Origin of the sequence: Pseudomonas sp. M2, from assembly GCF_015751845.1 — a bacterium.
Classification (GTDB): Bacteria; Pseudomonadota; Gammaproteobacteria; order Pseudomonadales; family Pseudomonadaceae; genus Aquipseudomonas; species Aquipseudomonas putida_E.
Map to the genome: position 1 here is coordinate 2,026,178 of NZ_JADOUD010000001.1, position 24,892 is coordinate 2,051,069.

At 63.0% G+C, this 24,892-nt stretch carries 28 protein-coding genes; 17 read left to right on the top strand and 11 right to left on the bottom strand.

Annotation, left to right across the window (positions count from 1 at the left end):
• Nucleotides 1-33 precede the first annotated feature (33 nt).
• On the bottom strand, nucleotides 34-453 hold the full coding sequence (locus tag IWW33_RS09385) for a TM2 domain-containing protein (protein ID WP_039602507.1): 420 nt from the start codon (nucleotides 451-453) through the stop codon (nucleotides 34-36).
• Nucleotides 454-629: 176 nt separating this feature from the next.
• Between IWW33_RS09385 and IWW33_RS09390 the strand changes: the two genes are divergently transcribed.
• A complete protein-coding gene (locus IWW33_RS09390; RefSeq protein ID WP_046787044.1) occupies nucleotides 630-1,247 on the top strand; it encodes a C40 family peptidase in 618 nt (205 codons plus the stop codon).
• 36 nt (nucleotides 1,248-1,283) lie between these two features.
• Here the strand turns inward: IWW33_RS09390 and IWW33_RS09395 are convergent, their stop codons facing one another.
• The gene (locus IWW33_RS09395; protein WP_174141016.1) at nucleotides 1,284-2,282 is read right to left on the bottom strand and encodes a PilT/PilU family type 4a pilus ATPase; all 999 of its coding nucleotides are present in this window, start codon (nucleotides 2,280-2,282) and stop codon (nucleotides 1,284-1,286) included.
• Between the two features lie 65 nt (nucleotides 2,283-2,347).
• Between IWW33_RS09395 and IWW33_RS09400 the strand changes: the two genes are divergently transcribed.
• The 9 genes from IWW33_RS09400 to IWW33_RS09440 all read left to right on the top strand — a co-directional run bounded on the left by IWW33_RS09400 (nucleotide 2,348) and on the right by IWW33_RS09440 (nucleotide 8,918).
• Nucleotides 2,348-3,034, top strand: coding sequence for a YggS family pyridoxal phosphate-dependent enzyme (locus IWW33_RS09400; protein WP_046787042.1), 687 nt, complete (start codon nucleotides 2,348-2,350; stop codon nucleotides 3,032-3,034).
• A 38-nt stretch (nucleotides 3,035-3,072) separates the two neighbouring features.
• Nucleotides 3,073-3,891 (top strand): pyrroline-5-carboxylate reductase, encoded by an 819-nt coding sequence (gene proC, locus IWW33_RS09405; RefSeq protein WP_174141017.1) that lies wholly within the window; start codon nucleotides 3,073-3,075, stop codon nucleotides 3,889-3,891.
• Nucleotides 3,892-3,901: 10 nt separating this feature from the next.
• Nucleotides 3,902-4,492, top strand: a complete 591-nt coding sequence (locus tag IWW33_RS09410; protein ID WP_046787040.1) for a YggT family protein — start codon at nucleotides 3,902-3,904, stop codon at nucleotides 4,490-4,492.
• Between the two features lie 88 nt (nucleotides 4,493-4,580).
• Nucleotides 4,581-5,720, top strand: a complete 1,140-nt coding sequence (locus tag IWW33_RS09415) for a homoserine O-acetyltransferase (protein ID WP_174141018.1) — start codon at nucleotides 4,581-4,583, stop codon at nucleotides 5,718-5,720.
• A 7-nt stretch (nucleotides 5,721-5,727) separates the two neighbouring features.
• A complete protein-coding gene (gene metW, locus IWW33_RS09420; RefSeq protein ID WP_012312310.1) occupies nucleotides 5,728-6,348 on the top strand; it encodes a methionine biosynthesis protein MetW in 621 nt (206 codons plus the stop codon).
• A gap of 22 nt (nucleotides 6,349-6,370) precedes the next feature.
• Entirely contained in the window at nucleotides 6,371-6,805 is a 435-nt protein-coding gene (locus tag IWW33_RS09425; RefSeq protein WP_046787038.1) for a DUF4426 domain-containing protein, read from the top strand.
• Nucleotides 6,802-7,398 carry an RdgB/HAM1 family non-canonical purine NTP pyrophosphatase gene (gene rdgB / locus IWW33_RS09430; RefSeq protein ID WP_174141019.1) on the top strand — a complete coding sequence of 199 codons (597 nt, stop codon included), beginning with the start codon at nucleotides 6,802-6,804 and terminating at the stop codon, nucleotides 7,396-7,398. Before IWW33_RS09425 ends, rdgB begins: the two co-directional genes overlap by 4 nt.
• Entirely contained in the window at nucleotides 7,395-8,582 is a 1,188-nt protein-coding gene (gene hemW, locus IWW33_RS09435; protein WP_119688127.1) for a radical SAM family heme chaperone HemW, read from the top strand. Before rdgB ends, hemW begins: the two co-directional genes overlap by 4 nt.
• A gap of 9 nt (nucleotides 8,583-8,591) precedes the next feature.
• Entirely contained in the window at nucleotides 8,592-8,918 is a 327-nt protein-coding gene (locus tag IWW33_RS09440) for a DUF3392 domain-containing protein (RefSeq protein WP_003257821.1), read from the top strand.
• A gap of 171 nt (nucleotides 8,919-9,089) precedes the next feature.
• Here IWW33_RS09440 and trmB read toward each other — a convergent pair whose 3' ends face one another.
• From trmB to IWW33_RS09460, 4 genes are all read right to left on the bottom strand, one after another.
• Nucleotides 9,090-9,812, bottom strand: a complete 723-nt coding sequence (gene trmB, locus IWW33_RS09445; protein WP_115273364.1) for a tRNA (guanosine(46)-N7)-methyltransferase TrmB — start codon at nucleotides 9,810-9,812, stop codon at nucleotides 9,090-9,092.
• Nucleotides 9,813-9,821: 9 nt separating this feature from the next.
• Nucleotides 9,822-10,616: a thiazole synthase gene (locus tag IWW33_RS09450; RefSeq protein WP_008092966.1), complete on the bottom strand. Its 795-nt coding sequence runs from the start codon at nucleotides 10,614-10,616 to the stop codon at nucleotides 9,822-9,824.
• Nucleotides 10,617-10,670: 54 nt separating this feature from the next.
• Nucleotides 10,671-10,871: a sulfur carrier protein ThiS gene (gene thiS, locus IWW33_RS09455; protein ID WP_033702586.1), complete on the bottom strand. Its 201-nt coding sequence runs from the start codon at nucleotides 10,869-10,871 to the stop codon at nucleotides 10,671-10,673.
• 103 nt (nucleotides 10,872-10,974) lie between these two features.
• Nucleotides 10,975-11,346, bottom strand: a complete 372-nt coding sequence (locus IWW33_RS09460; RefSeq protein WP_115273363.1) for a DUF423 domain-containing protein — start codon at nucleotides 11,344-11,346, stop codon at nucleotides 10,975-10,977.
• A gap of 64 nt (nucleotides 11,347-11,410) precedes the next feature.
• Between IWW33_RS09460 and mtgA the strand changes: the two genes are divergently transcribed.
• Complete coding sequence (gene mtgA, locus IWW33_RS09465) at nucleotides 11,411-12,121, top strand: monofunctional biosynthetic peptidoglycan transglycosylase (protein ID WP_115273362.1); 711 nt, start codon at nucleotides 11,411-11,413, stop codon at nucleotides 12,119-12,121.
• Between the two features lie 111 nt (nucleotides 12,122-12,232).
• On the opposite strand, the gene rpoH is transcribed toward mtgA, so the two are convergent.
• From rpoH to ftsY, 4 genes are all read right to left on the bottom strand, one after another.
• On the bottom strand, nucleotides 12,233-13,087 hold the full coding sequence (gene rpoH, locus IWW33_RS09470) for an RNA polymerase sigma factor RpoH (protein ID WP_012312302.1): 855 nt from the start codon (nucleotides 13,085-13,087) through the stop codon (nucleotides 12,233-12,235).
• 110 nt (nucleotides 13,088-13,197) lie between these two features.
• Nucleotides 13,198-14,223 (bottom strand): permease-like cell division protein FtsX, encoded by a 1,026-nt coding sequence (ftsX, locus tag IWW33_RS09475; protein ID WP_046787033.1) that lies wholly within the window; start codon nucleotides 14,221-14,223, stop codon nucleotides 13,198-13,200.
• Nucleotides 14,220-14,891, bottom strand: coding sequence for a cell division ATP-binding protein FtsE (gene ftsE / locus IWW33_RS09480; RefSeq protein ID WP_039601211.1), 672 nt, complete (start codon nucleotides 14,889-14,891; stop codon nucleotides 14,220-14,222). The genes ftsX and ftsE overlap by 4 nt, the downstream gene beginning before the upstream one ends.
• On the bottom strand, nucleotides 14,888-16,450 hold the full coding sequence (gene ftsY / locus IWW33_RS09485) for a signal recognition particle-docking protein FtsY (RefSeq protein WP_174141020.1): 1,563 nt from the start codon (nucleotides 16,448-16,450) through the stop codon (nucleotides 14,888-14,890). The genes ftsE and ftsY overlap by 4 nt, the downstream gene beginning before the upstream one ends.
• A gap of 232 nt (nucleotides 16,451-16,682) precedes the next feature.
• Between ftsY and IWW33_RS09490 the strand changes: the two genes are divergently transcribed.
• The 6 genes from IWW33_RS09490 to IWW33_RS09515 all read left to right on the top strand — a co-directional run bounded on the left by IWW33_RS09490 (nucleotide 16,683) and on the right by IWW33_RS09515 (nucleotide 24,001).
• Nucleotides 16,683-18,038 carry a pitrilysin family protein gene (locus tag IWW33_RS09490; protein WP_174141021.1) on the top strand — a complete coding sequence of 452 codons (1,356 nt, stop codon included), beginning with the start codon at nucleotides 16,683-16,685 and terminating at the stop codon, nucleotides 18,036-18,038.
• Nucleotides 18,031-19,515, top strand: coding sequence for a pitrilysin family protein (locus tag IWW33_RS09495; protein ID WP_174141022.1), 1,485 nt, complete (start codon nucleotides 18,031-18,033; stop codon nucleotides 19,513-19,515). Before IWW33_RS09490 ends, IWW33_RS09495 begins: the two co-directional genes overlap by 8 nt.
• The gene (gene rsmD / locus IWW33_RS09500) at nucleotides 19,515-20,117 is read left to right on the top strand and encodes a 16S rRNA (guanine(966)-N(2))-methyltransferase RsmD (RefSeq protein ID WP_012312296.1); all 603 of its coding nucleotides are present in this window, start codon (nucleotides 19,515-19,517) and stop codon (nucleotides 20,115-20,117) included. Before IWW33_RS09495 ends, rsmD begins: the two co-directional genes overlap by 1 nt.
• Nucleotides 20,118-20,202: 85 nt before the next feature.
• The gene (locus tag IWW33_RS09505; protein ID WP_174141024.1) at nucleotides 20,203-21,546 is read left to right on the top strand and encodes a pitrilysin family protein; all 1,344 of its coding nucleotides are present in this window, start codon (nucleotides 20,203-20,205) and stop codon (nucleotides 21,544-21,546) included.
• On the top strand, nucleotides 21,543-22,937 hold the full coding sequence (locus IWW33_RS09510) for a pitrilysin family protein (RefSeq protein ID WP_174141025.1): 1,395 nt from the start codon (nucleotides 21,543-21,545) through the stop codon (nucleotides 22,935-22,937). Before IWW33_RS09505 ends, IWW33_RS09510 begins: the two co-directional genes overlap by 4 nt.
• A 71-nt stretch (nucleotides 22,938-23,008) precedes the next feature.
• Nucleotides 23,009-24,001, top strand: coding sequence for a hydrolase (locus tag IWW33_RS09515; RefSeq protein ID WP_174141026.1), 993 nt, complete (start codon nucleotides 23,009-23,011; stop codon nucleotides 23,999-24,001).
• 9 nt (nucleotides 24,002-24,010) lie between these two features.
• Here the strand turns inward: IWW33_RS09515 and IWW33_RS09520 are convergent, their stop codons facing one another.
• Complete coding sequence (locus tag IWW33_RS09520) at nucleotides 24,011-24,865, bottom strand: sulfurtransferase (protein ID WP_174141027.1); 855 nt, start codon at nucleotides 24,863-24,865, stop codon at nucleotides 24,011-24,013.
• Between the last annotated feature and the right edge of the window lie 27 nt (nucleotides 24,866-24,892).

The following is a 24,892-nucleotide window of genomic DNA, read 5'->3' on the forward strand; positions in this document are numbered from 1 at the left end:
TTGTCGCTCAGCGTGACAAGGCCTTTTTTGTGCTCAACGGCGTTCAGCGTTGGCTTGGGAAACCTGGCTGTTCAGCGTCCAGAAGTCATACAGCACACCCACCAGGAACAGGCCACCGGTGAAGAAGTAGATGATCGCGGTGATCCACTTGCCCTGGTACAGGCGATGCACGCCAAAAATGCCGAGGAAGGTCAGCAGTACCCAGGCAATGTTGTAGTCGATGCGCCCAGACTGAAAACGCAAGTCAGCCTCGCGGTCCATCGACGGGATCAGGAACAGGTCGATCAGCCAGCCTATGCCAAGCAGGCCCAGGGTGAAGAACCAGATTGTTCCGGTGATCGGCTTGCCGTAGTAGAAACGATGCGAGCCCGTGAAGCCGAAAATCCACAACAAATAGCCGATGACCTTGCTATGGGTGTCGTGGAACGGCGCCCCTTGTTCATAACTGTTCATTCATAGCCCCCATGGGTTAGCCGAAAATTTTCTAAAAAAAAATGTGACTTTTGCGTCGCAGGCCGACGTACGGCAGCATGACAATCGACAAACGGATCAGAAATTGATCAAAAAGCTGTTATAAAGTTGCGCGCCAATACCAAAACCAACACCAAAACTTCACAAGAGCTTCATCTATGCCGCCTTTGTTCAAGACATGGCTGACCCTCTGCCTATTATTGCCCCTGGCCGCCCACGCCACCAACCGTGAGCAACGTCTTCCCAACGGTTTCACCGGCTATACCACCAATGCCACGGTGAAACACGTGCCCAGCAAGCACACCGCCTTGCGTGCACGCGCCAACAACGCTGGCCAGGTGCCAGTGGCTGCCATGTCGCCGAAACAGAGCAGCGACGTGCTCAGCCGCGCCGTGAATGTGCTCGGCACCCCTTATGTTTGGGGCGGCAGCAGCCCTAAAAAAGGCTTCGACTGCAGCGGGCTGGTCAAGTACGCCTTCAATGACGTGGCTGATGTCGACTTGCCGCGCACCTCCAATGCCATGGCAAAGGGCCACGGCGTGAAGGTGGCCAAAAGCGATCTCAAGCCTGGCGACCTGATCTTCTTCAACATCAAGAGCCGCCGCGTCAACCACGTAGCCATCTACCTGGGCAACGATCGCTTCATCCATGCACCGCGCCGCGGCAAGCGGGTAAGCATCGACAACCTGAGCAAGCCTTACTGGCAGAAGCACTATGTCGTGGCCAAGCGAGTGTTGCCGAAGGCGCCGCAGCAGTTGGCCCTGGCCAAGCGCTGACCTGGCAAGGCAACCGATGGATTGCTGGGGCCACTGCTACACGGCCCCGATCAACCCTTGGGTCTTCAATCGCTGCAACGCCCCCTCCATCGTCCGCATGCCCTGCGCAGCACCCGCCTGCATCACCGAATTCAATTGCGCCATACGCCCCTCGCGGATCAGGTTACGCACCGCAGGCGTTCCCACCAGCACCTCCCGGGCAGCCACCCGCCCACCCCGCACACACTTGACCAGCACCTGCGCCATAACCATACGCAGCGACTCCGCCAACATCGCTCGCACCAGCGGTTTCTCCTCGGCGGCAAACACCTCCACCAGCCGGTCGACACTGCCAGCAGCCGAGCGCGTATGCACCGTTGCCAGCACCAGGTGCCCGGTCTCCGCAGCCCGCAACGCCAGGCGAATCGTCTCCAGGTCGCGCAATTCGCCTATGACGATCACATCCGGGTCCTGACGCAGCGCGCTGCGCAGCCCTTGGGAAAAGTCGCGGCAATGCCGACCGATTTCTCGCTGATTGATCAGGCTTCGCTGGCTGTTGTGGATAACTTCGACAGGGTCCTCGAGGGTGATGATGTGCAAGGACCGCTGCCGGTTCAGCTGATCGATCAGCGTCGCCAAGGTGCTGGATTTTCCACTGCCGGTAGGCCCGCCGAGCAGAATCAGGCCGTCAGTCCACTGTGCAACAGACCGAAACACATCTTCCAGGTCAAGCTCGTCGAGCGTCGCAATCCGCTTTGGGATCAAGCGAAAGGTGGCCGCCGGGCCATTCAACTGGCGGAACAGGTTCAGGCGAAAGCGCCCGAGCGAGGGCAGCTCCAGTGCCAGGTCCTGCTCATCACCTTGCGCCCACTGCTGGCGCCGGCACTCATCGAGCAGCGGCGCCATGGCATCGGTCAACGCCGCTGGCGTCAAGTTCGGTAGCGCCATGCGCCGCAGCTCACCATCCACGCGCAGCATCGGTATCTCGCCCGCGGCCAGGTGCAGGTCACTCGCCCCTGCATCGCCAGCCCGGGCCAACAGGTCAGTCACGTCCATGAGACTCCCCAACAGCCATCAAGCAGGTAGAATGCCGCTGACTCCTGAGCCAACGGCATCGATCCATGTCCACCATAGCAGACAACCTTTGCGCCCTTGCCGCCCGTATCGATAGCGCAGCCAAGGCCGCTGGACGCGACCCGGCCAGCCTTCAGTTGCTGGCCGTCAGCAAGACCAAACCGGCCAGTGCCATCCGCGAGCTGCATGCCGCAGGTGTATGCGATGTCGGTGAAAACTACCTGCAGGAAGCCCTGGCCAAGCAGGAGGACCTGCGGGACTTGCCCTTGATCTGGCACTTCATCGGCCCCATTCAGTCGAACAAGACCAAAGCAATTGCCGAACATTTCGACTGGGTACACTCCGTGGACCGCCTGAAGATCGCCCAACGCCTGTCTGAACAACGCCCCCCAGGCCTGCCGCCTCTGAATATCTGCCTGCAGGTGAATGTCAGCGGCGAGGACAGCAAATCGGGGTGCGCCCCCGAGGACCTGCCGGCACTGGCCAATGCCGTGGCCGCACTGCCCAACCTGCGCCTGCGCGGGCTGATGGCGATCCCCGAACCCAGCGAGGACCGCGCCGAGCAAGAAGCCGCCTTCGCTAGCCTGCGCCAGCTGCAGGAGGGCCTGAATCTTGGCCTGGACACCCTGTCCATGGGCATGAGCCACGACCTGGAAGCTGCGATCGCGCAGGGTGCGACCTGGGTGCGTATCGGCACCGCCCTGTTCGGCGCCCGCAGCTACGGCCCCGCCTGATTCCATGCTTTACTCACTCTTTCCCTCAAGGACCTGACATGAGCAAGACACGTATTGCCTTCATCGGCGCCGGCAACATGGCTGCCAGCCTGATCGGCGGCCTGCGCGCCCAGGGCCTGGACGCCACGCAGATCCGCGCCAGCGATCCAGGCGCCGAAACCCGCACCCGGGTCCAGGCCGAGCACGGTATCGAGGTATTCGAAGACAACGCACAGGCCATCGCCGGGGCTGACGTGATCGTCCTGGCAGTCAAACCGCAGGTGATGAAAACCGTCTGCGAGGCCCTGCAGCCGAACCTGCAGGATGGCCAGCTGATCGTTTCGATTGCCGCCGGCATCACCTGCGCCAGCCTGCAGGCCTGGCTCGGCACCCGCCCGGTAGTGCGCTGCATGCCCAACACGCCGGCCCTGCTGCGCCAAGGCGTAAGCGGGCTGTATGCCACCGCCGAAGTGACCAGCACACAGCACCAGCAGGCCGAGCAGCTGCTATCGGCCGTCGGCACCGCCTTGTGGCTGGAGCATGAACACCAGCTCGATGCCGTTACAGCTGTCTCGGGCAGCGGTCCGGCCTATTTCTTCCTGCTGATCGAAGCCATGACTGCCGCCGGCGAGAAGCTTGGCCTGCCACGCGAAACCGCTACCCAGCTGACCCTGCAGACCGCACTGGGTGCCGCGCACATGGCGGTGGCCAGTGACGTTGACGCCGCCGAGCTGCGTCGCCGGGTCACTTCGCCAGCCGGCACCACAGAGGCCGCAATCAAGTCGTTCCAGAGCAACGGTTTCGAAGCCATCGTCGAGCAGGCACTGGCAGCCGCGGCGCAGCGTTCTGCCGAGCTGGCCGAGCAATTGGGCAAATAAGGAGTATTAGATGAATGCATTGTCGGGCGCCGCGATCTTCGTGGTGCAAACCCTGGTCAGCCTGTATCTGGTGATCGTCCTGCTGCGCTTCGTGCTGCAGCTGGTAAAAGCCAACTTCTACAACCCGCTGTGCCAGTTCGCGGTGCGCGCCACGCAGCCGCTGCTCAAACCGATCCGTCGTATCATCCCAAGCGTCGGCGGCCTCGATACCTCGTCTCTGCTGCTGGCGGTGGTGATCCAGGCTCTGCTGATGGGCTTTGTGCTGATGGTGACCTACGGCACCTTCGGTGATGTGCTGCACCTGCTGATGTGGGCGATCATCGGCATCACCTCGCTGTTCCTGAAGATTTTCTGGGTCGCGATGATCGTCATGGTGATCGTGTCCTGGGTCGCGCCGAACAGCCACAATCCTGCGGCCGAGCTGGCCTACCAGATCAGCGAACCCGTGCTGGCACCGTTCCGCCGGATCGTGCCCAGCCTGGGCGGCATGGACATTTCGCCGATCTTCGCCTTCATCGCGATCCAGGTGCTGCAATCGTTTGTCATGCCACCGCTGGCAGCCTATGCCGGCATGCCACAGGAACTGTGGCGGATGATCTGAGCCCTGTTGTTCCCGGCGGCAAGCCTTTGCTTGCCGCTGGGGGTAGCGCTCTTTAGACTTACGCCTCCGTCAAGCGTGAGCAGGGTCGATGTCCACTGTCCTTCCCGAAGATTCCGTCGGTCTGGTTACACCGCAAACAGCCCGGTTCGATGAACCGCTGGCCCTGGCCTGTGGCCGTTCTCTGGCCAGCTACGAGCTGGTCTACGAGACCTACGGCACCCTGAACGCCAGCGCAAGCAATGCTGTGCTGATCTGCCATGCCCTGTCTGGCCATCACCACGCGGCCGGCTACCACGCCACCACCGACCGCAAGCCCGGCTGGTGGGACAGCTGCATCGGCCCTGGCAAGCCGATCGACACCAACCGTTTCTTCGTGGTCAGCCTGAACAACCTCGGTGGCTGCAACGGCAGCACCGGCCCCAGCAGCGTCAACCCCGCCACCGGCAAGCCGTATGGCGCCGATTTCCCGGTACTGACCGTTGAAGACTGGGTACACAGCCAGGCACGCCTTGCCGATCGCTTGGGCATCCGGCAGTGGGCGGCCATTGTCGGCGGCAGCCTCGGCGGCATGCAGGCCCTGCAGTGGACCATGACCTACCCCGACCGCGTGCGCCACTGCGTCGATATCGCCTCGGCACCAAAGTTGTCGGCCCAGAACATTGCCTTCAACGAAGTGGCGCGCCAGGCCATCCTCACCGACCCCGAATTCCACGGCGGCTCGTTCCAGGACCAGGGCGTGATCCCCAAGCGTGGCCTGATGCTGGCGCGTATGGTCGGGCATATCACCTACCTGTCCGACGACTCGATGGGGGAAAAGTTTGGCCGGGAGCTCAAGAGCGACAAGCTCAATTACGACTTCCACAGCGTCGAATTCCAGGTCGAGAGCTACCTGCGCTATCAGGGCGAAGAGTTCTCTGGCCGCTTCGACGCCAACACCTACCTGCTGATGACCAAGGCGCTGGATTACTTCGACCCGGCGGCGGCCAATGGCGGCGACCTGGCCGCGACCCTGGCCGACGTCACAGCCGACTACTGCATCATGTCGTTCACCACCGACTGGCGTTTCTCGCCGGCCCGCTCGCGCGAGATCGTCGATGCCCTGATGGCGGCACGCAAGAACGTCTGTTATCTGGAGATCGACTCTCCTTACGGGCACGATGCCTTCCTGATCCCCACGCCTCGCTACATGCAGGGTTTCGCGAACTACATGAACCGCATCGCCATCTGAGGACAGCATGAGAGCCGACCTGGAAATCATCCACGACTGGATTCCCGCCGGCAGCCGGGTACTCGACCTGGGCTGCGGCAGTGGCGAGCTGCTGGCTTCGCTGCGTGATCGCAAGCAGGTCACCGGCTACGGCCTGGAGATCGACCCCGACAACATCGCCGCCTGTGTGGCCAAAGGCGTCAACGTCATCGAGCAGGACCTGGACAAGGGCCTGGGCAACTTCGCCAGCAACAGCTTTGACGTAGTGATCATGACCCAGGCCCTGCAGGCCGTGGAGTACCCCGACCGCATCCTCGACGAGATGCTGCGTGTGGGCCGCCAGTGCATCATCACCTTCCCCAACTTCGGCCACTGGCGTTGCCGCTGGTACCTGGCGACCAAAGGCCGCATGCCGGTTTCGGACTTCATGCCGTACACCTGGTACAACACCCCGAACATCCACTTCTGCACCTTTGCCGACTTCGAACAGCTGTGCCATGAGCGCCGCGCCAAGGTCCTGGACCGCCTGGCCGTCGACCACTTGCACCGCAATGGGTGGGGCGGCCGGCTTTGGCCTAATCTGTTAGGGGAAATCGGCATTTACCGCGTCAGTAGCCCCGGCCTGCAGGAGCACCAGCTCGCGGTCTGACGCCCAGCAGAGGAATCGCACCATGCGTCGCCTAGCCCTGTTTCTGATCAGCTTGTGCCTGGCGCTGCCGGTACTGGCTGCCGATGCCGCCAAACCCGAGCGCAAGGAAGTGTTCGGCGACGTGACGGTGCACTACAGCGCCTTCACCTCCAGCATGCTGCAGCCGGACATTGCCGCCGCCACTGGGCTTGTCCGCAGCAAGAATCAGGGGGTGCTCAACATCGCCGTGCTCAAGGCCAGCAAACCCGCCATGGCGGTGGTCAGCGGCACGGTAAAAGACCTCACCGGGCGCAGCAACCCACTGTCGTTCAAGCAGATTACCGATCGAGGCGCGATCTACTACATCGCCCAGTTCAAGATCCAACAGGCCGAGACGCTGACCTTCGACCTGAATGTCGAAACCGGTGGGGTCAGCCATAAACTCAGCTTCAACCAGGAAGTGTTCCCAGGCGAATGATGAATCTCCAGCAACTCGTATTGGCCAGCCACAATGCCGGCAAACTCAAGGAACTTCAGGCCATGCTCGGCCAGACCGTGCAACTGCGCTCGATTGGTGAGTTCAGCCAGGTAGAACCCGAAGAAACCGGCCTGTCGTTCGTCGAGAACGCCATCCTCAAGGCGCGCAATGCTGCACGCATCTCCGGGCTGCCCGCGCTGGCCGACGACTCTGGCCTGGCGGTCGACTTTCTCGGTGGCGCGCCGGGCATCTACTCGGCGCGCTATGCCGACGGCAAGGGCGATGCGGCAAACAACGCCAAGCTGCTCGAAGCACTCAAGGATGTACCGCAAGATCAGCGCGGCGCCCAGTTCGTCTGTGTGCTGGCACTGGTACGCCACGCCGACGATCCACTGCCCATCCTCTGCGAGGGCCTTTGGCATGGGCGCATCATGTTCGAAGCCAGCGGCAATCAAGGCTTTGGCTATGACCCGCTGTTCTGGGTGCCTGAGCGCAACTGCTCGAGCGCCGACCTCGCGCCTGCCGACAAGAACCAGCTCAGCCACCGCGCCCGCGCCATGGCCCTGCTGCGCCAACGTCTGGGCCTGGCATGATCGAATTGTTGTCCACCCAGCCGCGCCAGCCTGGCGTGGCGGGTTTCGCCACGTTGCCACCTTTGGCACTGTACATCCACATTCCGTGGTGCGTGCGCAAATGCCCTTACTGCGACTTCAACTCCCATGCAGCTGGGCCTGAGCTTCCGGAAGAGGCCTATGTCGATGCCCTGCTGACCGACCTAGACCAAGAGCTGCCTGCGGTTCAGGGAAGGCCAATTTCGTCGATCTTCTTCGGCGGCGGCACCCCTAGCCTGTTCAGCGCCAATGCCCTTGGCAGGTTGCTGCGCGGCGTGGAGCAACGCATCCCCTTCGCGCCGGACATTGAAATCACGCTGGAAGCCAACCCAGGGACGTTCGAGCAGGAGAAGTTCAAGGCGTACCGGCAGACGGGCATCAATCGCCTGTCGATTGGCGTGCAAAGCTTCCAGCCGGCCAAACTGCAGGCGCTTGGGCGCATCCACAATGGCGACGAAGCCATTCGCGCAGCGGGCATGGCCCGGGCGGCCGGCTTCGACAACTTCAACATGGACCTGATGCACGGCCTTCCCGATCAGTCACTGGACGATGCGTTGGGCGACCTGCGCCAGGCCATCGACCTGGGGCCAACGCACCTGTCCTGGTACCAGCTGACCGTGGAGCCGAACACGGTATTCTGGAACCAACCACCTGAACTGCCCGAGGACGACATCCTTTGGGACATTCAGGAGGCCGGCCAGGCACTGATGGCGGCGCACGGCTACAAGCAGTATGAGGTTTCGGCCTATGCCCAGGCGGGGCGTGCTGCCAAGCACAACCTCAATTACTGGCGCTTTGGCGATTTTATCGGCATCGGCGCCGGCGCCCACGGCAAGCTGACCTTTACCGACGGCCGTATCCTGCGCACCTGGAAAACCCGCCTGCCCAAGGACTACCTGAACCTGGCCAAGCCGTTCAAAGCCGGCGAAAAGCTGCTGCCGGTGGACGAGCTGCCGTTCGAGTTCCTGATGAACGCGCTGCGCCTGACCGATGGCGTAGAAGCCGAGCTGTTCAGCCAGCGTACCGGCTTGCCACTGACGCAACTCGCCGAGGCCCGCCGCGCCGCCGAACAAAAAGGCCTTTTGCAGGTCGAACCGGATCGGTTGGTGGCCACGCCACGCGGCCAGTTGTTCCTCAATGACCTGCTGCAGTATTTCTTGACCTAAGGATGACCCATGGATCTGGTACTTGACCTGCTGGCAACGGTTTCCCGCTGGAGCCGTAGCAACCTGTCTGAGATTTCGCTGGCCTTGGTAGGCTGCCTGCTGGTGCTGTTTGGCACCGATATCAAGGGCTGGGTGGAACAACGGCTGGGCGGCCTGGCAGGTGCCCTGCGGGTTCCGTTCATGGCGCTGCTGGTGATGATCGGCAGCGGCGCGGCGCTGATCTATGCCACGCCGTGGGTGGTGAAGGGGCTGAGCCAGTTCAACAACTACGCGTTGGCGCCGGTGCTGTTGGTGGTGCTGGTGTTGATTGGCGTGGTCGCTGATCGGCGGGGGTAAAGCTGACTGGAAGCTGCCCCGCAGAACCAGGGCAGCTCTACCACTCGACTGCCCCTTGCAGGGAGTCACCGAGGCGGTCAGGCATGCCGCCCCCTCGGCCTTGATTACAAACAAGCCCCGGAGGGCTTGCATAGGTGGCTCAGCGCAACATCGAAAGGCTCAAACAGCCAATCAACCCACCTTCTCGAACTTCAAATCCCAAACCCCATGCCCCAAGCGCTCACCACGGCGCTCGAACTTGGTGATTGGACGTTCTTCGGGACGCGGCACATAAGCCCCGTCTGCGGCCAGGTTTCGGTACCCCGGCGCCGCGCTCATCACTTCCAGCATGTATTGGGCATACGGCTCCCAGTCAGTGGCCATATGGAATATGCCACCCGGTTTGAGCTTGCGACGCACCAGCTCGGCGAACTCCAACTGCACGATACGACGCTTGTGGTGGCGCGCCTTGTGCCATGGGTCAGGGAAGAACAGCATCAAGCGGTCGAGGCTGTTATCGGCCACACAGCGGTTGAGCACTTCGATGGCGTCGCAATCGTACACCCGCAGGTTCTTCAGGCCCTCGGTCAGCACGCCGTTAAGCAGCGCGCCGACACCCGGGCGGTGCACTTCAACACCGATGAAGTCTTGCTCAGGTGCGGCAGCGGCCATCTCCAAGAGGGAATGGCCCATGCCGAAACCGATCTCCAGGGTGCGTGGCGCCGAACGGCCGAACACCTGGTCATAGTCCACCGGGCTTTCGGCCAGCGGCAGGATATACAGCGGGCCGCCCTGGTCCAGGCCGCGTTGCTGGCCTTCGGTCATGCGCCCGGCGCGCATCACGAAACTCTTGATGCGGCGGTGTGGACGCGCTTCGCCGTCGGTGGTGATCGGCGTATCTTGCGATTCAGTCATCAGTAGCTCTTACTTGATCAGACCATCCAGCGGCGAAGACGCGCTGGCATAGAGTTTCTTCGGCATGCGCCCGGCGAGGTAGGCCATGCGCCCGGCGACGATTGCGTGTTTCATGGCCTCGGCCATCAGCACGGGCTGCTGGGCGTGGGCGATGGCCGAGTTCATCAGCACCGCTTCACAGCCCATTTCCATGGCGATGGTGGCATCGGAGGCGGTACCCACGCCTGCATCGACCAGCACCGGCACCTTGGATTCTTCCAGGATGATCTGCAGGTTGTACGGGTTGCAGATGCCCAGGCCAGTGCCGATAAGGCCGGCCAGCGGCATGACCGCGATGCAGCCTGCTTCGGCCAGCTGACGGGCAATGATCGGGTCATCGCTGGTGTAGACCATCACGTCGAAGCCGTCCTTGACCAGTACTTCGGCGGCCTTGAGGGTTTCGATCACGTTGGGGAACAGGGTCTTCTGGTCTGCCAGGACCTCCAGCTTGACCAGGTTATGGCCGTCGAGCAGTTCACGGGCCAGGCGGCAGGTGCGCACCGCTTCGACGGCGTCATAGCAGCCGGCGGTGTTCGGCAGAATGGTGTAACGGTCCGGTGGCAGCACATCGAGCAGGTTCGGTTCGCCCGGGTTCTGGCCGAGGTTGGTGCGGCGCACGGCGACAGTGACGATTTCGGCGCCCGAGGCCTCGATGGCCAGGCGGGTTTCTTCCATGTCACGGTATTTGCCGGTGCCGACCAGCAGGCGCGACTGGAAAGTGCGCCCGGCCAGGGTAAAGGGCTTGTCGCTACGAACGTTGCTCATCAAAGATCCTCTGGAAAAGGTTGCTGGGCTTGCAGGTGAATCGCCAGGCCGGAATCAGCCGCCGCCAATAGCGTGGACCACTTCGACCTGGTCGCCGTCGTTGAGCTGCGTGCTGTCGTGCAGACTGCGTGGCACGATATCCAGGTTCAATTCCACTGCCACCCGGCGCCCGGTCAGCTCCAGGCGGGTCAGCAGCGCCGCGACGCTTTCGCCAGCGGGCAATTCATAGGGTTCACCGTTCAATTGAATGCGCATGCGCACGGCCACCATTGTGCGTTGGGGGCCAGCATTCTAGCGCCGATCAACGCGTTAACCCAAGGGCGGTGCACGCCATTAGTCGTGATTGTGGACCGCTTGGTCAGCCTAAACGCCATGCTGCCATGCCCAGGCAGACCCAGCCGGCCAGGAAGCACAAGCCGCCGATAGGGGTGATGATGCCAAGCTTGCCCAGCCCACTGAGGGTCAGCAGGTACAGGCTACCGGAGAACAGCACGATGCCCAGGGCGAACAGACCACCGGCCCAGCCAACCAGGCGCCCCGGCAAGTGCGCCGCGAGCAGCGCGACCCCGAAGATTGCCAAGGCATGTACCAGTTGATAGGTCACTCCGGTTTGGAAGATGGCCAGGTAATCTGCGCTCAGGCGGTTTTTCAGCCCATGGGCGGCGAATGCGCCCAGGCCGACACCGGTAAAGCCGAAAAGGGCGGCGAGCATGAGGAAGGTGCGAAGCATGGGACGACTCCTGGGATCGGGTCTGTATAATGGCCCGTTCCACCGGTCCGGCCAAGCCATCGCCATGCTGTCATCCCTACTCCGTCGCCTCGCCCGCGCCCTGTTCTGGTTCGCTGCCGGCAGCATCGTGCTGGTGCTGGTGTTCCGCTGGGTGCCGCCTCCCGGCACGGCATTGATGGTCGAGCGCAAGGTGCAGTCGTGGATCAGTGGCGAGCCGATCGACCTGCAGCGCGACTGGCAGCCGTGGGAAAATATCTCGGATGACCTCAAGGTCGCGGTCATCGCCGGTGAAGACCAGAAGTTCGCCAACCACTGGGGGTTCGACATCCCCGCCATCCAGGCGGCGCTGGCCTATAACGAACGCGGCGGCAGCATCCGTGGTGCCAGCACCTTGACCCAGCAGGTGGCCAAGAACCTGTTCCTGTGGTCGGGTCGCAGTTGGCTGCGCAAGGGGCTGGAGGCCTGGTTCACGGCGCTGCTGGAACTGTTCTGGTCGAAAGAGCGGATCCTCGAGGTCTACCTGAACAGTGCCGAATGGGGCAAAGGGGTATTTGGTGCCCAGGCTGCGGCGCGCTACCACTTCGGTATCGATGCCAGCCGCCTGAACCGCCAGCAGGCTGCTCAATTGGCTGCGGTGCTGCCCAGCCCCATCAAGTGGAGCGCCAGCCGGCCGAGCGCCTACGTGGCGAGCCGGGCAGGCTGGATTCGCCGGCAAATGAGCCAGCTGGGTGGGCCGAGCTACCTGATGCAGCTGGATGCTTCGCGCAGGCCCTGAATTGATACGCTGACTTTGACTGCCCCTTCCCGAGGCCGGTAAAGCATACGCAAACAAAAAAGCCGCTCACCCTGTCATGGGCCAGCGGCTTTTCAGTGCATCAGGCGCCAATCACGCAGCAATCAACGCCTTCACCTTGTTCATCGCATTCTTTTCCAGCTGGCGAATACGCTCAGCCGAAACGCTGTACTTGTCTGCCAGCTCATGCAATGTGGCTTTCTCTTCAGCCAGCCAGCGCTGGTAGAGAATGTCGCGGCTACGCTCGTCCAGGCCCTGCAAGGCTTCATGCAGGTTGCTGGTGGAGTTGTCGCTCCAGTCAGCGTCCTCAAGCTGCACAGCCGGGTCGTAGCGATGGTCTTCCAGGTAATGTGCAGGCGACTGGAAGGCGCTGTCGTCGTCCGCCTCTGCTGCCGGGTCGAAGGCCATGTCCTGGCCACTCAGACGGCTTTCCATCTCACGCACTTCACGCGGCTCGACGCCGAGGCTTTCAGCCACGCGGTGCACTTCATCGTTGTTCAACCAGGCCAGACGCTTCTTCTGGCTGCGCAGGTTGAAGAACAGCTTGCGCTGGGCCTTGGTGGTAGCCACCTTGACGATGCGCCAGTTGCGCAGGATGAATTCGTGGATTTCAGCCTTGATCCAGTGCACGGCGAACGACACCAGGCGCACACCCATTTCCGGGTTGAAGCGCTTGACCGCCTTCATCAGGCCGACGTTGCCTTCCTGAATGAGGTCGGCCTGGGCCAACCCGTAGCCAGCATAGCTGCGGGCGATATGTACGACGAAGCGCAGGTGGGCCATCACCATTTGCCGAGCGGCCTCAAGATCCTGCTCATAATAGAGACGCTCGGCCAGATCACGCTCCTGCTCGACAGTCAGCAGCGGGATGCTGTTGACCGTGTGCACGTAGGCTTCCAGGTTTGCACCGGGAACCAGGGCATAGGCAGGTTGCAACGATGTGGTCATTCAAGAACCTCCGACTTACCAGACTCGTGCCTTGTGAGCACTGCCAACATAGACCTGGAACCAAGGTGCAAGTTCCAAAAATGAAAAATTGTCAATGCTGGCTCAGAAAACTATCGCGGGGCCAACTCGTTCAAATGCCGAGCCACCGCAATCCATGCACCGATATACCCCAACAGTACCGCCCCGATCAAGAGCGACAGACCATCGGATGCTGGCACACCGCCCAGGGAGAAGTCGCTGCCGTAGAGCCCGGACAGCCCTACCACGGCCTCGTTCAGCCAGTTGAGGCCGAACGCGAGGATACCCCAGGCAAGCAGACCCGCACCCAGGCCGTACAACGCGCCCATGTACAGGAAAGGCCGACGGACGTAGCTGTCGGTGCCGCCTACCAGCTTGATGACTTCGATCTCGGTACGGCGGTTTTCAATATGTAGACGAATTGTGTTACCGATTACTAACAGCAAGGCAGAAATAAGCATCACCGCCAGGCCGAAGACGAACCGGTCGCCCAGCTTGAGGATCGCCGCCAGGCGCTCCACCCACACCAGGTCGAGTTGTGCATTTTCCACTCGCGGCAGCTCGGCCAGACGTTGCCGCAGCGCCTCCAGAGCCGGCTTGTCGACTTCGGTCGGGGTCACCACCACGACACCAGGCAGCGGGTTGTCGGGCAGTTCACGCAGGGCTTCGCCCAACCCGGACTGCTGCTGGAACTCTTCCAGCGCCTGCGCTGGGCTGATGTACAAGGCATCGGCCACCCCAGGCATGCCTTTGATCTCTTGGCCCAGGGCCTCGCCCTCCTTGCTGCCCGCGTCGAGCTTCAGGTACAGGGAAATCTGCGCGGCGCGCTGCCAGGAGCCCCCCAGCTTCTCGACGTTCTTCAACAGCAGCGAAAGGCCCATGGGCATGCTCAGCGCCACGGCCATCACCAGGCAGGTGAAGAAGCTGCCGATCGGCTGCTTGCCCAGGCGACGCAGGCTGTCGGCCAGGCTGGCACGGTGGCTGTCCAGCCAGGCGTGCAACAGCGTGCGGAAGTCCGGGCCGTCATCATCATGCTCGCCGCGCTTTTTCCGGGTATCCGCGTCGGCGGCCTTTGGGGCGACCCGCTCGGAAACCTTGGGTGTACGTGTAGTGCTCATTGCCCGGCCTCCCCATCGCCGATCAGACGGCCGCGCTGCAAGGTCAGCATGCGGTGGCGCATGCGCGCAATCAGTGCCAGGTCATGGCTGGCGATCAACACCGTGGTACCCAGCCGATTGATGTCCTCGAACACCCCCATGATCTCTGCGGCAAGGCGCGGGTCGAGGTTACCGGTGGGTTCGTCGGCCAGCAGCAAGGCGGGCTGGTGGACGATCGCACGAGCGATACCGACCCGCTGCTGCTGGCCGGTGGACAGGTCGGCCGGGAACAGCTCACCCTTGTCGACCAGCGACACACGCTCCAGCGCCGAATCCACGCGTTTGGCGATCTCTGCCTTGGACAGGCCGAGAATCTGCAGCGGCAGGGCGATGTTGTTGAAAACGGTGCGGTCGAACAGCAACTGGTGGTTCTGGAACACCACCCCGATCTGCCGACGCAGGAACGGGATCTGCGCGTTGCTGATCTGGCCCAGGTCCTGCCCTGCCAGCATCAACTTGCCGCTGGTGGGGCGTTCCATGGCCAGCAGCAGGCGCAGCAAGGTGCTCTTGCCGGCCCCGGAATGGCCGGTGACGAACAGGAATTCGCCCCGGCGCGCCCGGAAACTCAGCTCATGCAAGCCAACATGGCCGTTGGGGTAGCGCTTGGCAACCTGTTCGAATCGGATCATGGGTGCTCTCGCTCGGCAAACAGAGCCTTGACGAACGGCTCGGCTTCGAAGGTGCGCAGGTCGTCGATACCTTCACCCACGCCGATGAAGCGGATCGGAATGTTGAACTGCTTGGCAAGGGCGAAGATCACGCCACCCTTGGCGGTGCCGTCCAGCTTGGTCAGGGCCAGGCCAGTCAGCTCGACGCTCTGGTTGAAGTATTTGGCCTGGCTGATGGCGTTCTGGCCAGTACCGGCATCGAGCACCAGCAGCACCTCATGCGGCGCCTCGGCGTCAAGCTTGCCGATGACCCGGCGAACCTTTTTCAGCTCTTCCATCAGGTTGTCTTTGGTGTGCAGCCGGCCGGCGGTATCGGCGATCAGCACATCGACGCCACGGGCCTTGGCGGCCTGCACGGCATCGAAGATCACCGACGCGGAGTCGGCACCGGTGTGCTGGGCGATCACCGGGATCTGGTTGCGCTCGCCCCAGACCTGCAACTGCTCGACGGCGGCAGCACGGAAGGTATCACCCGCGGCCAGCATGACCTTCTTGCCCTCGAGTTGCAGCTTCTTGGCCAGCTTGCCGATAGTGGTGGTCTTGCCGGCGCCGTTGACGCCTACCACGAGGATCACATAGGGCTTGTTCTGCGCCTGGATCTTCAGCGGCTGCTCGACCGGGCGCAGCAGCGCGGCCAGTTCTTCCTGCAGCGACTTGTACAGGGCATCGGCATCGGCCAGCTGTTTGCGCGCAACCTTCTGGGTCAGGTTCTGAACGATGGTCGAGGTCGCCTCCACGCCAACGTCGGCGGTCAGCAAGCGTGTTTCGATCTCGTCTAGCAGGTCATCATCAATGACTTTCTTGCCCAGGAACAGGCTGGCCATGCCTTCGCCGATGCTGGCGCTGGTCTTCGACAGGCCCTGCTTGAGGCGAGCGAAGAAGCCGGGCTTGGCAGGTTCGGCAACGGCTGGGGTGACGGCCGCGACGGCCTGTTCGGGGGCCGGGCGCTCGGGAATCGCTGGCGGGGCTTTTGGCTCAAGGTCTGGAACCAGGGCGACCGGCTCTTCGGCAACGGGCAAGACCAGGTTGCTGACCGGGGCTTCGGGGGCTGCTGCGACTGGAGCAGGGCTTTCGAGCTGCGCAGCAGCGGGCTCAGCACTCGCAGGCAACTCCGCTCTCACAGAGGCCGGGACAGGCTCGGGAACCGGCACTGGCTCAGGGGCTGGAGCAGGCTCAGGGACCGGTGCAACCTCAGGAGCCGGAGCGGGCTCAGGGGCCGGTGCGACCTCCGGGGCCGGAGCAGGCTCAACGACAGGCGCAGGCTGGGGGGCCAGTACCGGCTCAGCGGGACGTACCGGCTCAACGGCAGGCGGGGGCGCTTCGGCAACCACCGGCTCGGCCGCAGCCGCTTCAGGCTGCTCGGCGGCAGGCTGCGGCGATACCGGCTCTACTGCCTGAGCATCAGGGGCTTGTGGCTGTTCGGCGACAGGTTGCTGCGGCTTCTTGCGAAACCAGCTGAACAGGCCTTTTTTCTCGCCAGCCTCGGCCGGCGCTTTTTTGTCGTCGTTGGAACCAAACATGGAAGACGGCTATCTCAGGGTAGCGATGGGCCAGCAGCGGCTCATCTGGAATTCTCTAAACGCAGAACAGACTGTTTTGAAGCCGGCTGGTTCATGCGCAATGTTTTGTCTTAATGGACCTGCAGGCCAGAACGGCGACAGGCATGGTCGCCAGGCAACCGGATCAGTATCCTAGCACCTCCTGGCCCGCCGACGCTAAACCCTGCGGGCCGCCGAACAGGTTAAACACCTTATGAATGCTCTAGCCCGCCGCGCCGCTGGCCTGTTGCTCAGCACGCTCTGCCTGCCGCTCGCAGCCTTTGCCGCCGATGTGCAACCCACCCACGAATTCATCCTCGACAACGGCCTGAAAGTGGTCGTACGCGAGGACCACCGCGCGCCAGTGGTGGTTTCGCAGATCTGGTACAAGGTCGGCTCCAGCTATGAGACACCCGGCCAGACCGGGCTGTCCCACGCTCTGGAACACATGATGTTCAAGGGCAGCGCCAAGGTCGGCCCCGGCGAAGCTTCACGCATCCTGCGCGACCTGGGCGCGGAAGAGAACGCCTTTACCAGCGACGACTACACCGCCTACTACCAGGTTCTGGCCCGCGACCGCCTGCCGGTGGCTCTGGAGCTGGAGGCCGACCGGCTGGCCAGCCTGCGCCTGCCGGCCGATGAGTTCAGCCGCGAAATCGAGGTGATCAAGGAAGAGCGCCGCCTGCGCACCGACGATCAGCCAAGCGCCAAGGCTTTCGAGCTGTTCCGCGCCATGGCCTACCCGGCCAGCGGCTACCACACCCCGACCATCGGCTGGATGGCCGACCTCGAACGCATGAAAGTCGAGGAGCTGCGCCACTGGTACGAGTCCTGGTACGCGCCGAACAACGCCACCCTGGTGGTGGTCGGCGATGTTACCGCCGCCGAGGTCAAAGGCCTGGCGCAGAAGTACTTCGCCAGTATCCCCAAGCGCGCCGTGCCGCCGGCCAAGCTGCCGCTGGAGCTGGCCGAGCCAGGCCGGCGCCAGCTGACCCTGCACGTGCGCACCCAACTGCCAAGCCTGATCTACGGCTTCAACGTACCGGGCCTTGCCACCGCCAAGGACCCGCGCACCGCGCACGCCCTGCGGCTGATCTCGGCCTTGCTCGACGGCGGCTACAGCGCCCGCCTGCCGGCGCGCCTGGAGCGTGGCCAGGAGCTGGTGGCCGGCGCCTCGTCCAGCTACAACGCCTTTACCCGCGGCGACAGCCTGTTCATGATCTCGGCTACCCCTAACGTACAGAAGCAGAAGACGCTCGCCGATGTCGAGAAAGGCGTCTGGGAGTTGCTCGATGAGCTCAAGACCACCCCGCCGAGCGCCGAGGAACTGGAACGTGTACGCGCCCAGGTGATCGCCGGCCTGGTCTACGACCGCGACTCCATCAGCAGCCAGGCCACCACCATTGGCCAGCTAGAGACGGTCGGCCTGTCCTGGAAACTGATCGACAGCGAACTGGACGAACTCAAGCGCGTGACCCCCGAAGATATCCAGGCCGCCGCACGCACCTATTTCACCCGCGAACGCCTGAGCGTTGCCCATGTACTGCCTGAGGAGTCCGCTCATGAGTGATTGCAGCGCACCACGCTACACCCTGATCGGCACGGGCATCATCGCACTGGTGGTGGCGATGACCTGCGTCCTGGCTCGCCCTGCCCACGCCGAAACCGACAGCACCGCGGCCCGCCCCGCCAATACCCTGCAGTCGCTGGCCGAGCTGGACGGCAAGGCCCCCAGCCGGCGCCAGCTGAACATCCAGAACTGGACCACTGCCGAAGGTGCGCGCGTACTGTTCGTCGAGGCCCGCGAGCTGCCGATGTTCGATTTGCGCGTGACCTTCGCCGCCGGCAGCAGCCAGGACGGCAACACGCCGGGCCTGGCCACCCTGACCAATGCCATGCTCAACGAAGGCGTTGCCGGCAAGGATGTGACCGCCATCGCCGAAGGCTTCGAAGGGCTCGGCGCAGACTTCGGCAACGGTTCCTACCGCGACATGGCGGTGGCCTCGCTGCGCAGCCTGAGTGTGAAGGACAAGCGCGAGCCGGCCCTGAAGCTGTTCGCTGAAGTAACCGGCAAGCCGACCTTCCCGGAGGACGCATTCAAACGAATCAAGAACCAGCTGCTGGCCGGTTTCGAATACGAGAAGCAGAACCCCGGCAAGATCGCCGGCAAGGCGTTGTTCGGCAAACTTTACGGCGACCACCCTTACGCCCATCCAAGCGACGGCAGCGCTGAAAGCATCCCGGGCATCACCCTGGAACAGCTGCGCGCATTCCACGCCAAGGCCTATGCAGCGGGCAACGCGGTAATCGCACTGGTCGGCGACCTCAGCCACGAAGAGGCCGAGGCGGTTGCCGCCCAGGTCTCCGCCGCCCTGCCCAAAGGCCCGGCACTGGCCAAGCCTGCGCAACCCGTCGAGCCCAAGGCAGGCACCACCCACATCGACTTCCCGTCCAAGCAGACCCACCTGATGCTGGCCGAGCTGGGCATCGACCGCCAGGACCCGGACTGGCCAGCCCTGTCGCTGGGCAACCAGATTCTCGGTGGCGGCGCCTTCGGTACCCGCCTGATGAGCGAAGTGCGGGAAAAACGCGGCCTGACCTACGGCGTATACTCGGTATTCAGCCCGATGCAGGTGCGCGGCCCGTTCATGATCAACCTGCAAACCCGTGCCGAACTCAGCGAGGGCACACTCAAGCTGGTGCAGGGTATCCTTGCCGACTACCTCAAGAGCGGCCCGACCCAGCAGGAACTGGACGACGCCAAGCGCGAACTGGCTGGCAGCTTCCCGCTGTCGAACGCCAGCAATGCGAGCATCGTCGGCCAATTGGGCGCCATCGGCTTCTACAACCTGCCATTGACCTGGCTGGAAGACTTCATGCAGCAGTCCCAAGCGCTGACCGTCGAGCAGGTCAAGGCAGCCATGAACAAGCATTTGGCAGCCGACAAACTGGTGATCGTCACCGTCGGCCCGAGCGTGCCGCAAAAGCCGCTGCCAGCCCCTACTGACAAACCCGCCGAGCAGCCTCTCGGCGTACCGGAGCACTAATGCCTAGATCCACCCCTCCCGCCCGACCTCAGCAGGGCCAAAGCAAGGGACAGGGCCACCTGCGCATCATCGCTGGCGAGTGGCGCAGCCGCCGCCTGGCGGTGCCTGAAGGCGAAGGCCTGCGGCCGACCACCGACCGTGTGCGCGAAACCCTGTTCAACTGGCTGGCGCCCTACATCGAAGGCGCCCGGGTGCTGGATGCCTTTACCGGCAGTGGCGCCCTGGTGCTCGAAGCGTTGTCACGCGGTGCTGCAGATGCCGTAGCACTGGACAGCAACGCGGCGGCTATCAACAACCTGAAGAACAACCTGGAGATCCTGCGCTGCCCGCGCGGGCAAATCCTCCAGACCGACGCCCAGCGCTACTTGCAAGCCCCGGCCAAGCAACAGTTCGACGTCGTGTTTCTCGATCCGCCGTTCCACCAGGACCTGCTGGCCAACACCTGCAACCTGTTGGAGCAGAACCAGTGGCTGCGCGAGCAGGCGTGGATCTACACCGAGAGCGAAGCCGCCCCCTCTACCCTGCAAATGCCAGGCAACTGGCGCCTGCACCGCGAAAAAAAGACCGGCCAGGTGCATTACGCGCTGTGGCAGCGCGCCTGAACGCAGGCCCTAACTATATAGCGCAGGCAAGCGCACAATCTCGCCGAAGCTGCTCCTGGTCACCCCAACCAGGAGCACTTGAGCAATGCCATCGACTCCCTCGTTTACCCTCGACGACCAAACGGTGTCAGCCGGCATCGTCTCCATCGCGGATGCCACCCACCCATCGTTGCAGCATTTCACACTGGATAACGGCCTGGCTGTCTATCTGCGTGAAGACCACAGCACCCCGCTCGCCGCAATCCAGCTCTGGTACCACGTTGGCACCAGCCATGAACCGGCCGGCCATACCAACCTCTCGCACCTGCTGGAACACCTGATATTCGAAGGCAGCCGCAAACTCGAAGCGGGCCGATACACCCAGGTGATCGCGCGGCTCGGCGGAAAGGCCAATGCCACTACCACCGATGACGCAACGGCATACGATGTCCTGTTACCCGCGGCACGATTGCCGATTGCACTCGAAATAATGGCGGATGCCATGGCGGGCGCAACCTTTGGCCAGGCAGACATGGAACGGGCAGTCAAAGCGATCGAAGACGAGCGCCGACTCAAAGTCGAAAACGCTCCTGCACAGCAGGCAGCTGAACGGCACATAGCGCTTGCTCACGGCAGCAGCCCGTATGCCACGGCGGCGTTTGGCAACCCGGCAGACCTGAACAACATGCGCCTGGATACCGTGCGCACCTGGTATCAAACGTGGTATCGGCCCAATAACGCCACCCTCGTGGTGGTGGGCGCCGTCGACCTTCCCACGCTTCGCCAGCACGTGAGCCGGTATTTCGCCAGCATCGCCAGGGCCCCGCTTGGCGCAGCACCGGTCCCCCGGCATGACGCGCACCTGCAGGAGCGAAGCCAGAAGCTGAAATTGCCAGGCCTGCGTGATGGTTTGTTCATGTCCTTCAATGCACCAAGCCACGCCACGGCCACCGAGGCAACCACAGTGCCTGCCTTGGGCGTGCTCTGTGAAGTGCTTGGCAAAGGGTTCAGCGCAAGGCTCTACAGCGAGCTGGTGCGAGACCGACGGCTGCTCAAGGGCATCGGCCTGTCATATGAGCCAATGGTGCGTGGCGACACGCTGTTGACCCTTTCAACCTATATCAACAGTCAAAGATCCACCCACGAGCACGCCGTAGAAGCGATCTATACCTTGATCGATACCCTGCGCCATACGCTGCTTTCCCCCCAGGAACTGGAGCGCGCGAAACTGCGCATGCTTACCCGCCGCCTGTTCAGCCGCGACAGCGTCACCCTGCAAGCTGGGCGCATCGGCGCAGCGGCGGCCGCTGGTCTGTCTCCCTCGCTGATCGATCAAGAAGCCGAACGTGTCCGCCACCTCGATAGCGCGACATTACGACAGGTAGCGTTCGACTACCTGAGCCGCGAAAGGCTGACCATCACTCATCTGCAAACAGGAGCACCGGCATGAACAAACCTCTTTCCACCAGCAGCATGCCACTGATTTGCAAGGGCCCCATGACCGATACCGCCGTGGCGGCAATGGCCCGGCTGGAGTCCACGCAAGGCCTGGACCTGGAGCAGCACCAGCCCTTGCCGGCCCAGATACAGCAATGGCAGACCGACGAAGGCGCCAAGGTCAGCTTCATGCCATCCCATGACCGCCCGATATTCGACCTGGCGCTACGCTTTCGCGCTGGCAGTGCGCTCGACGGCACTAGCCCGGGCCTGGCCGCCCTTGTCCTTTACAGCCTCGATCAGGGTACCGAGCATCTGGATGCCGCCCAATTCGCACAGGCCATCGAGGGGCTGGGTGCGATCATGGCAAGGCAGATGAACCAGGATGAGGCCGTGATCACGCTGCGCTGCCTGAGCCTGCCGGCACTGCGTACAAGCGCCCTGCAACTGCTCACGCAAATGCTGGCGCGCCCCGCCTTCCGGGAGGAAGCCGTCGCAGGCATCCGCGAACGACTGCTCAACTACCTTGGCGCAGTTGCATCGAGCCCGGCCTCAGGGATGCCTCACGCGACAATGAGCCATGTATTCGATGGCCACCCCTACGCCACACATTGGGCTGGCACCCCTGAGAGCCTCAAGCAGATCGACCAGCAGCAGCTGCGCGATTTCCACCGACGCGCCTACTCTGCCAACAACCTCGATATCGGCCTGGTGGGCGACCTCTCGCGCGAAGAGGCGCAGACACTCATCACTGAACTGCTCCAGGCGCTACCACAACACTGGGCAGGGCAGCTCCCGCCACCGGCGCCGTTGCCAGAGGCGCTCACCCGGCATCAGGAACACACCGCAAGTACGACCCGGGCCACGCTGACTCTGCTGCTGCCCACATCACCCGACAAGCCAGGGTATGCAGCTTTGACCATGCTTGACGAAATCCTCGGCAGCGGCTTCGAGTCGCGTCTGACACAAGAGCTACGAAGCCGACGTGCCTTGACCTACACCATCCGCTCGTCGCTCAGACCCTTTGATGCGGCGAGCCTGCTGCAAATTGAATGGGACATTGCCCCCCAATACCGAGATGCCTCGCGTGAGCTGGTTTCCGGGATGCTGGCTTGCCTGCGCGAGCATGGCCCAAGCCAGGCGGAGTGCGACATGGCGCGCAACCAGATCGCAGGCAGGTTGCATCGCACCATGGCGAGCAACGCAGAGCTGGCCAAGAGCCTGGCAACGTCAAGCCACCTTGGCCAACCTGCAGATCATTTTGCAACCTACATCCAAAGCCTGGCAGCCCTGACGCCCAAGGACATTCGCGAAGCCGCGCGCTTATGGCTGAGCCCTGCGCAGGAAGTGTTCATCACTCTCGGCCCGCCCCATGCGCAACAACCTTGGCCCGAGCTGCCCTGACCGACCAATAGCGCAAGTACAACGGCGGTGTTTCATGGCAATCTAGGCAGGCACAACACGAGTCGCTCAGCATGCCCAGTCTTACCGCCACATTCCGCCCGGCCACCGGGTTGTCCAACCCTCACCTGCAAACCCTTTGGGGCCCGCTGTGGCGCAAGCTGCCTGCGCTTGAACGCAAGCGCGAGCGCCTGTGGCTGGCCGATGGCGACTTCATGGACCTCGACTGGCACGGGCCTCACCAGCCAGATACACCGCTGGTGCTGGTGCTGCACGGCCTGACCGGTTCGTCCCATTCGCCTTATGTCAAAGGCTTGCAGCAAGCGCTCAATGCCCGCGGCTGGGCCAGCGTTGCGCTGAACTGGCGTGGCTGCTCGGGGGAGCCGAACCTGCTGGCACGCAGTTACCATTCCGGGGCCAGCGGGGACCTGGCCGAGGTTGTCGCCCACCTGCGCGCCCAACGCCCGCTGGCCCCCTTGTATGCCGTCGGCTATTCGCTGGGCGGCAATGTGCTGCTGAAGTACCTGGGTGAAAGTGGCAGCGCCAGCCAGTTGCAGGCGGCCGTGGCGGTTTCCGTACCGTTTCGCCTGGATCAGTGCGCCGACCGCATCGGCCAAGGCTTTTCGAAGGTCTATCAGGCACATTTCATGCGCGAAATGATGGCCTATGTGCAGGTCAAACAACGGCACTTCCGCGCACAGGGCCGTCATGAAGGCCTTGCCGCACTCGACCGGCTCGGGTCATTGCGCAAGCTCCGTACCTTCTGGGATTTTGACGGCAAAGTGACCGCGCCGCTCAACGGCTTTGACGATGTACACGACTACTACCGTCGTTCATCGAGCCGCTACTATCTCGGCGAAAACCGCACGCCGACGCTGATCATCCACGCAAACGATGATCCGTTCGTATCCCGCCACAGCCAGCCCACGGCGAGCGAGCTGACACCACAGACTCAGTTCGAGCTGCACGAGCGGGGTGGGCACGTGGGGTTCGTCGAAGGCAGCCTGCGAAATCCGGGGTATTACCTTGAGCGGCGGATTCCGCAGTGGCTGGTGGATGGGCGATAAACCAGCTGATCAGTCGCCCGTGGCAACCTGATGGGCTGGCTCATTGATCCACTCACTCCACGACCCGGCATACAGCCTGCCCAGCGGATACCCCGCCAATGCCAGGGCAAACAGGTTATGGCAAGCCGTCACTCCCGAACCGCAATACGCCACCAAGTGTTCCGGTGAACGCCCCGCCAGCTTCTCGGCAAAGCGCTGCCTGAGCTGCTCTGGCGCGAGGAAGCGCCCATCTTCGCCCAGGTTGTCGGTGAAGGCTGCGCACTGAGCGCCAGGAATATGCCCGGCCACCGGATCGATAGGCTCCACATCCCCACGAAAACGCGGCAACGCACGCGCATCGATCAACGTCAGCTCGGGGCTTGCAAGCTCAGTGACCAAGTGCTCGGCGTCAATCAGCAGCTTCGTATCCGGCTCGCCGTTGAACGTACCCTCATAGCGTGCCGGCGCGTCCAGGCTCAATGGCTGGCCCGCGGTGTGCCAGGCTTTGAGGCCTCCGTCGAGAATGGCCACACCTGTGCGTTTACCCAACCAGGCCAGCAGCCACCAGGCACGGGCGGCAAAGGCACCAGGCCCATCGTCGTACAGCACCACCTCGCTGTCATTGTCCAGCCCCCACTCACGCAAGCGCTCGACCAGCCGCTGCGGATCAGGCAAGGGATGGCGGCCGGTCTTGCCCTTGCTTACCGGCCCACTCAGATCGCGCTCCAGGTCGGCGAAGTGAGCCCCGGCGATATGCCCCTCGGCATAGCTGCGTTGGCCGTAATCCACGTCTTCCAAGGCAAACCGACAATCGAGGATCACCAACTTGGGCGAGCCCAGGCGCTCAGCCAGTTGCTGCGGGGTGATCAATTGCGCAAGGGGCATGACAATCTCCTGATCGATGGCACGAAG

Excerpts from the sequence above, each read along its gene's own strand:
- IWW33_RS09410 (WP_046787040.1), top strand. The coding sequence starts at position 3,902 with ATGAATGCATTGTCGGGCGCCGCGATCTTCGTGGTGCAAACCCTGGTC.
- IWW33_RS09395 (WP_174141016.1), bottom strand. The coding sequence starts at position 2,282 with ATGGACGTGACTGACCTGTTGGCCCGGGCTGGCGATGCAGGGGCGAGT.
- proC (WP_174141017.1), top strand. The coding sequence starts at position 3,073 with ATGAGCAAGACACGTATTGCCTTCATCGGCGCCGGCAACATGGCTGCC.
- trmB (WP_115273364.1), bottom strand. The coding sequence starts at position 9,812 with ATGACTGAATCGCAAGATACGCCGATCACCACCGACGGCGAAGCGCGT.
- thiS (WP_033702586.1), bottom strand. The coding sequence starts at position 10,871 with ATGCGCATTCAATTGAACGGTGAACCCTATGAATTGCCCGCTGGCGAA.
- rpoH (WP_012312302.1), bottom strand. The coding sequence starts at position 13,087 with ATGACCACATCGTTGCAACCTGCCTATGCCCTGGTTCCCGGTGCAAAC.
- IWW33_RS09520 (WP_174141027.1), bottom strand. The coding sequence starts at position 24,865 with ATGCCCCTTGCGCAATTGATCACCCCGCAGCAACTGGCTGAGCGCCTG.
- ftsX (WP_046787033.1), bottom strand. The coding sequence starts at position 14,223 with ATGAGCACTACACGTACACCCAAGGTTTCCGAGCGGGTCGCCCCAAAG.
- IWW33_RS09495 (WP_174141022.1), top strand. The coding sequence starts at position 18,031 with ATGAGTGATTGCAGCGCACCACGCTACACCCTGATCGGCACGGGCATC.
- ftsY (WP_174141020.1), bottom strand. The coding sequence starts at position 16,450 with ATGTTTGGTTCCAACGACGACAAAAAAGCGCCGGCCGAGGCTGGCGAG.
- IWW33_RS09505 (WP_174141024.1), top strand. The coding sequence starts at position 20,203 with ATGCCATCGACTCCCTCGTTTACCCTCGACGACCAAACGGTGTCAGCC.
- IWW33_RS09515 (WP_174141026.1), top strand. The coding sequence starts at position 23,009 with ATGCCCAGTCTTACCGCCACATTCCGCCCGGCCACCGGGTTGTCCAAC.
- IWW33_RS09490 (WP_174141021.1), top strand. The coding sequence starts at position 16,683 with ATGAATGCTCTAGCCCGCCGCGCCGCTGGCCTGTTGCTCAGCACGCTC.
- IWW33_RS09440 (WP_003257821.1), top strand. The coding sequence starts at position 8,592 with ATGGATCTGGTACTTGACCTGCTGGCAACGGTTTCCCGCTGGAGCCGT.
- IWW33_RS09425 (WP_046787038.1), top strand. The coding sequence starts at position 6,371 with ATGCGTCGCCTAGCCCTGTTTCTGATCAGCTTGTGCCTGGCGCTGCCG.
- mtgA (WP_115273362.1), top strand. The coding sequence starts at position 11,411 with ATGCTGTCATCCCTACTCCGTCGCCTCGCCCGCGCCCTGTTCTGGTTC.
- hemW (WP_119688127.1), top strand. The coding sequence starts at position 7,395 with ATGATCGAATTGTTGTCCACCCAGCCGCGCCAGCCTGGCGTGGCGGGT.
- IWW33_RS09510 (WP_174141025.1), top strand. The coding sequence starts at position 21,543 with ATGAACAAACCTCTTTCCACCAGCAGCATGCCACTGATTTGCAAGGGC.
- IWW33_RS09400 (WP_046787042.1), top strand. The coding sequence starts at position 2,348 with ATGTCCACCATAGCAGACAACCTTTGCGCCCTTGCCGCCCGTATCGAT.
- IWW33_RS09390 (WP_046787044.1), top strand. The coding sequence starts at position 630 with ATGCCGCCTTTGTTCAAGACATGGCTGACCCTCTGCCTATTATTGCCC.
- IWW33_RS09385 (WP_039602507.1), bottom strand. The coding sequence starts at position 453 with ATGAACAGTTATGAACAAGGGGCGCCGTTCCACGACACCCATAGCAAG.
- IWW33_RS09415 (WP_174141018.1), top strand. The coding sequence starts at position 4,581 with ATGTCCACTGTCCTTCCCGAAGATTCCGTCGGTCTGGTTACACCGCAA.
- ftsE (WP_039601211.1), bottom strand. The coding sequence starts at position 14,891 with ATGATCCGATTCGAACAGGTTGCCAAGCGCTACCCCAACGGCCATGTT.
- IWW33_RS09450 (WP_008092966.1), bottom strand. The coding sequence starts at position 10,616 with ATGAGCAACGTTCGTAGCGACAAGCCCTTTACCCTGGCCGGGCGCACT.
- metW (WP_012312310.1), top strand. The coding sequence starts at position 5,728 with ATGAGAGCCGACCTGGAAATCATCCACGACTGGATTCCCGCCGGCAGC.
- IWW33_RS09460 (WP_115273363.1), bottom strand. The coding sequence starts at position 11,346 with ATGCTTCGCACCTTCCTCATGCTCGCCGCCCTTTTCGGCTTTACCGGT.
- rdgB (WP_174141019.1), top strand. The coding sequence starts at position 6,802 with ATGATGAATCTCCAGCAACTCGTATTGGCCAGCCACAATGCCGGCAAA.
- rsmD (WP_012312296.1), top strand. The coding sequence starts at position 19,515 with ATGCCTAGATCCACCCCTCCCGCCCGACCTCAGCAGGGCCAAAGCAAG.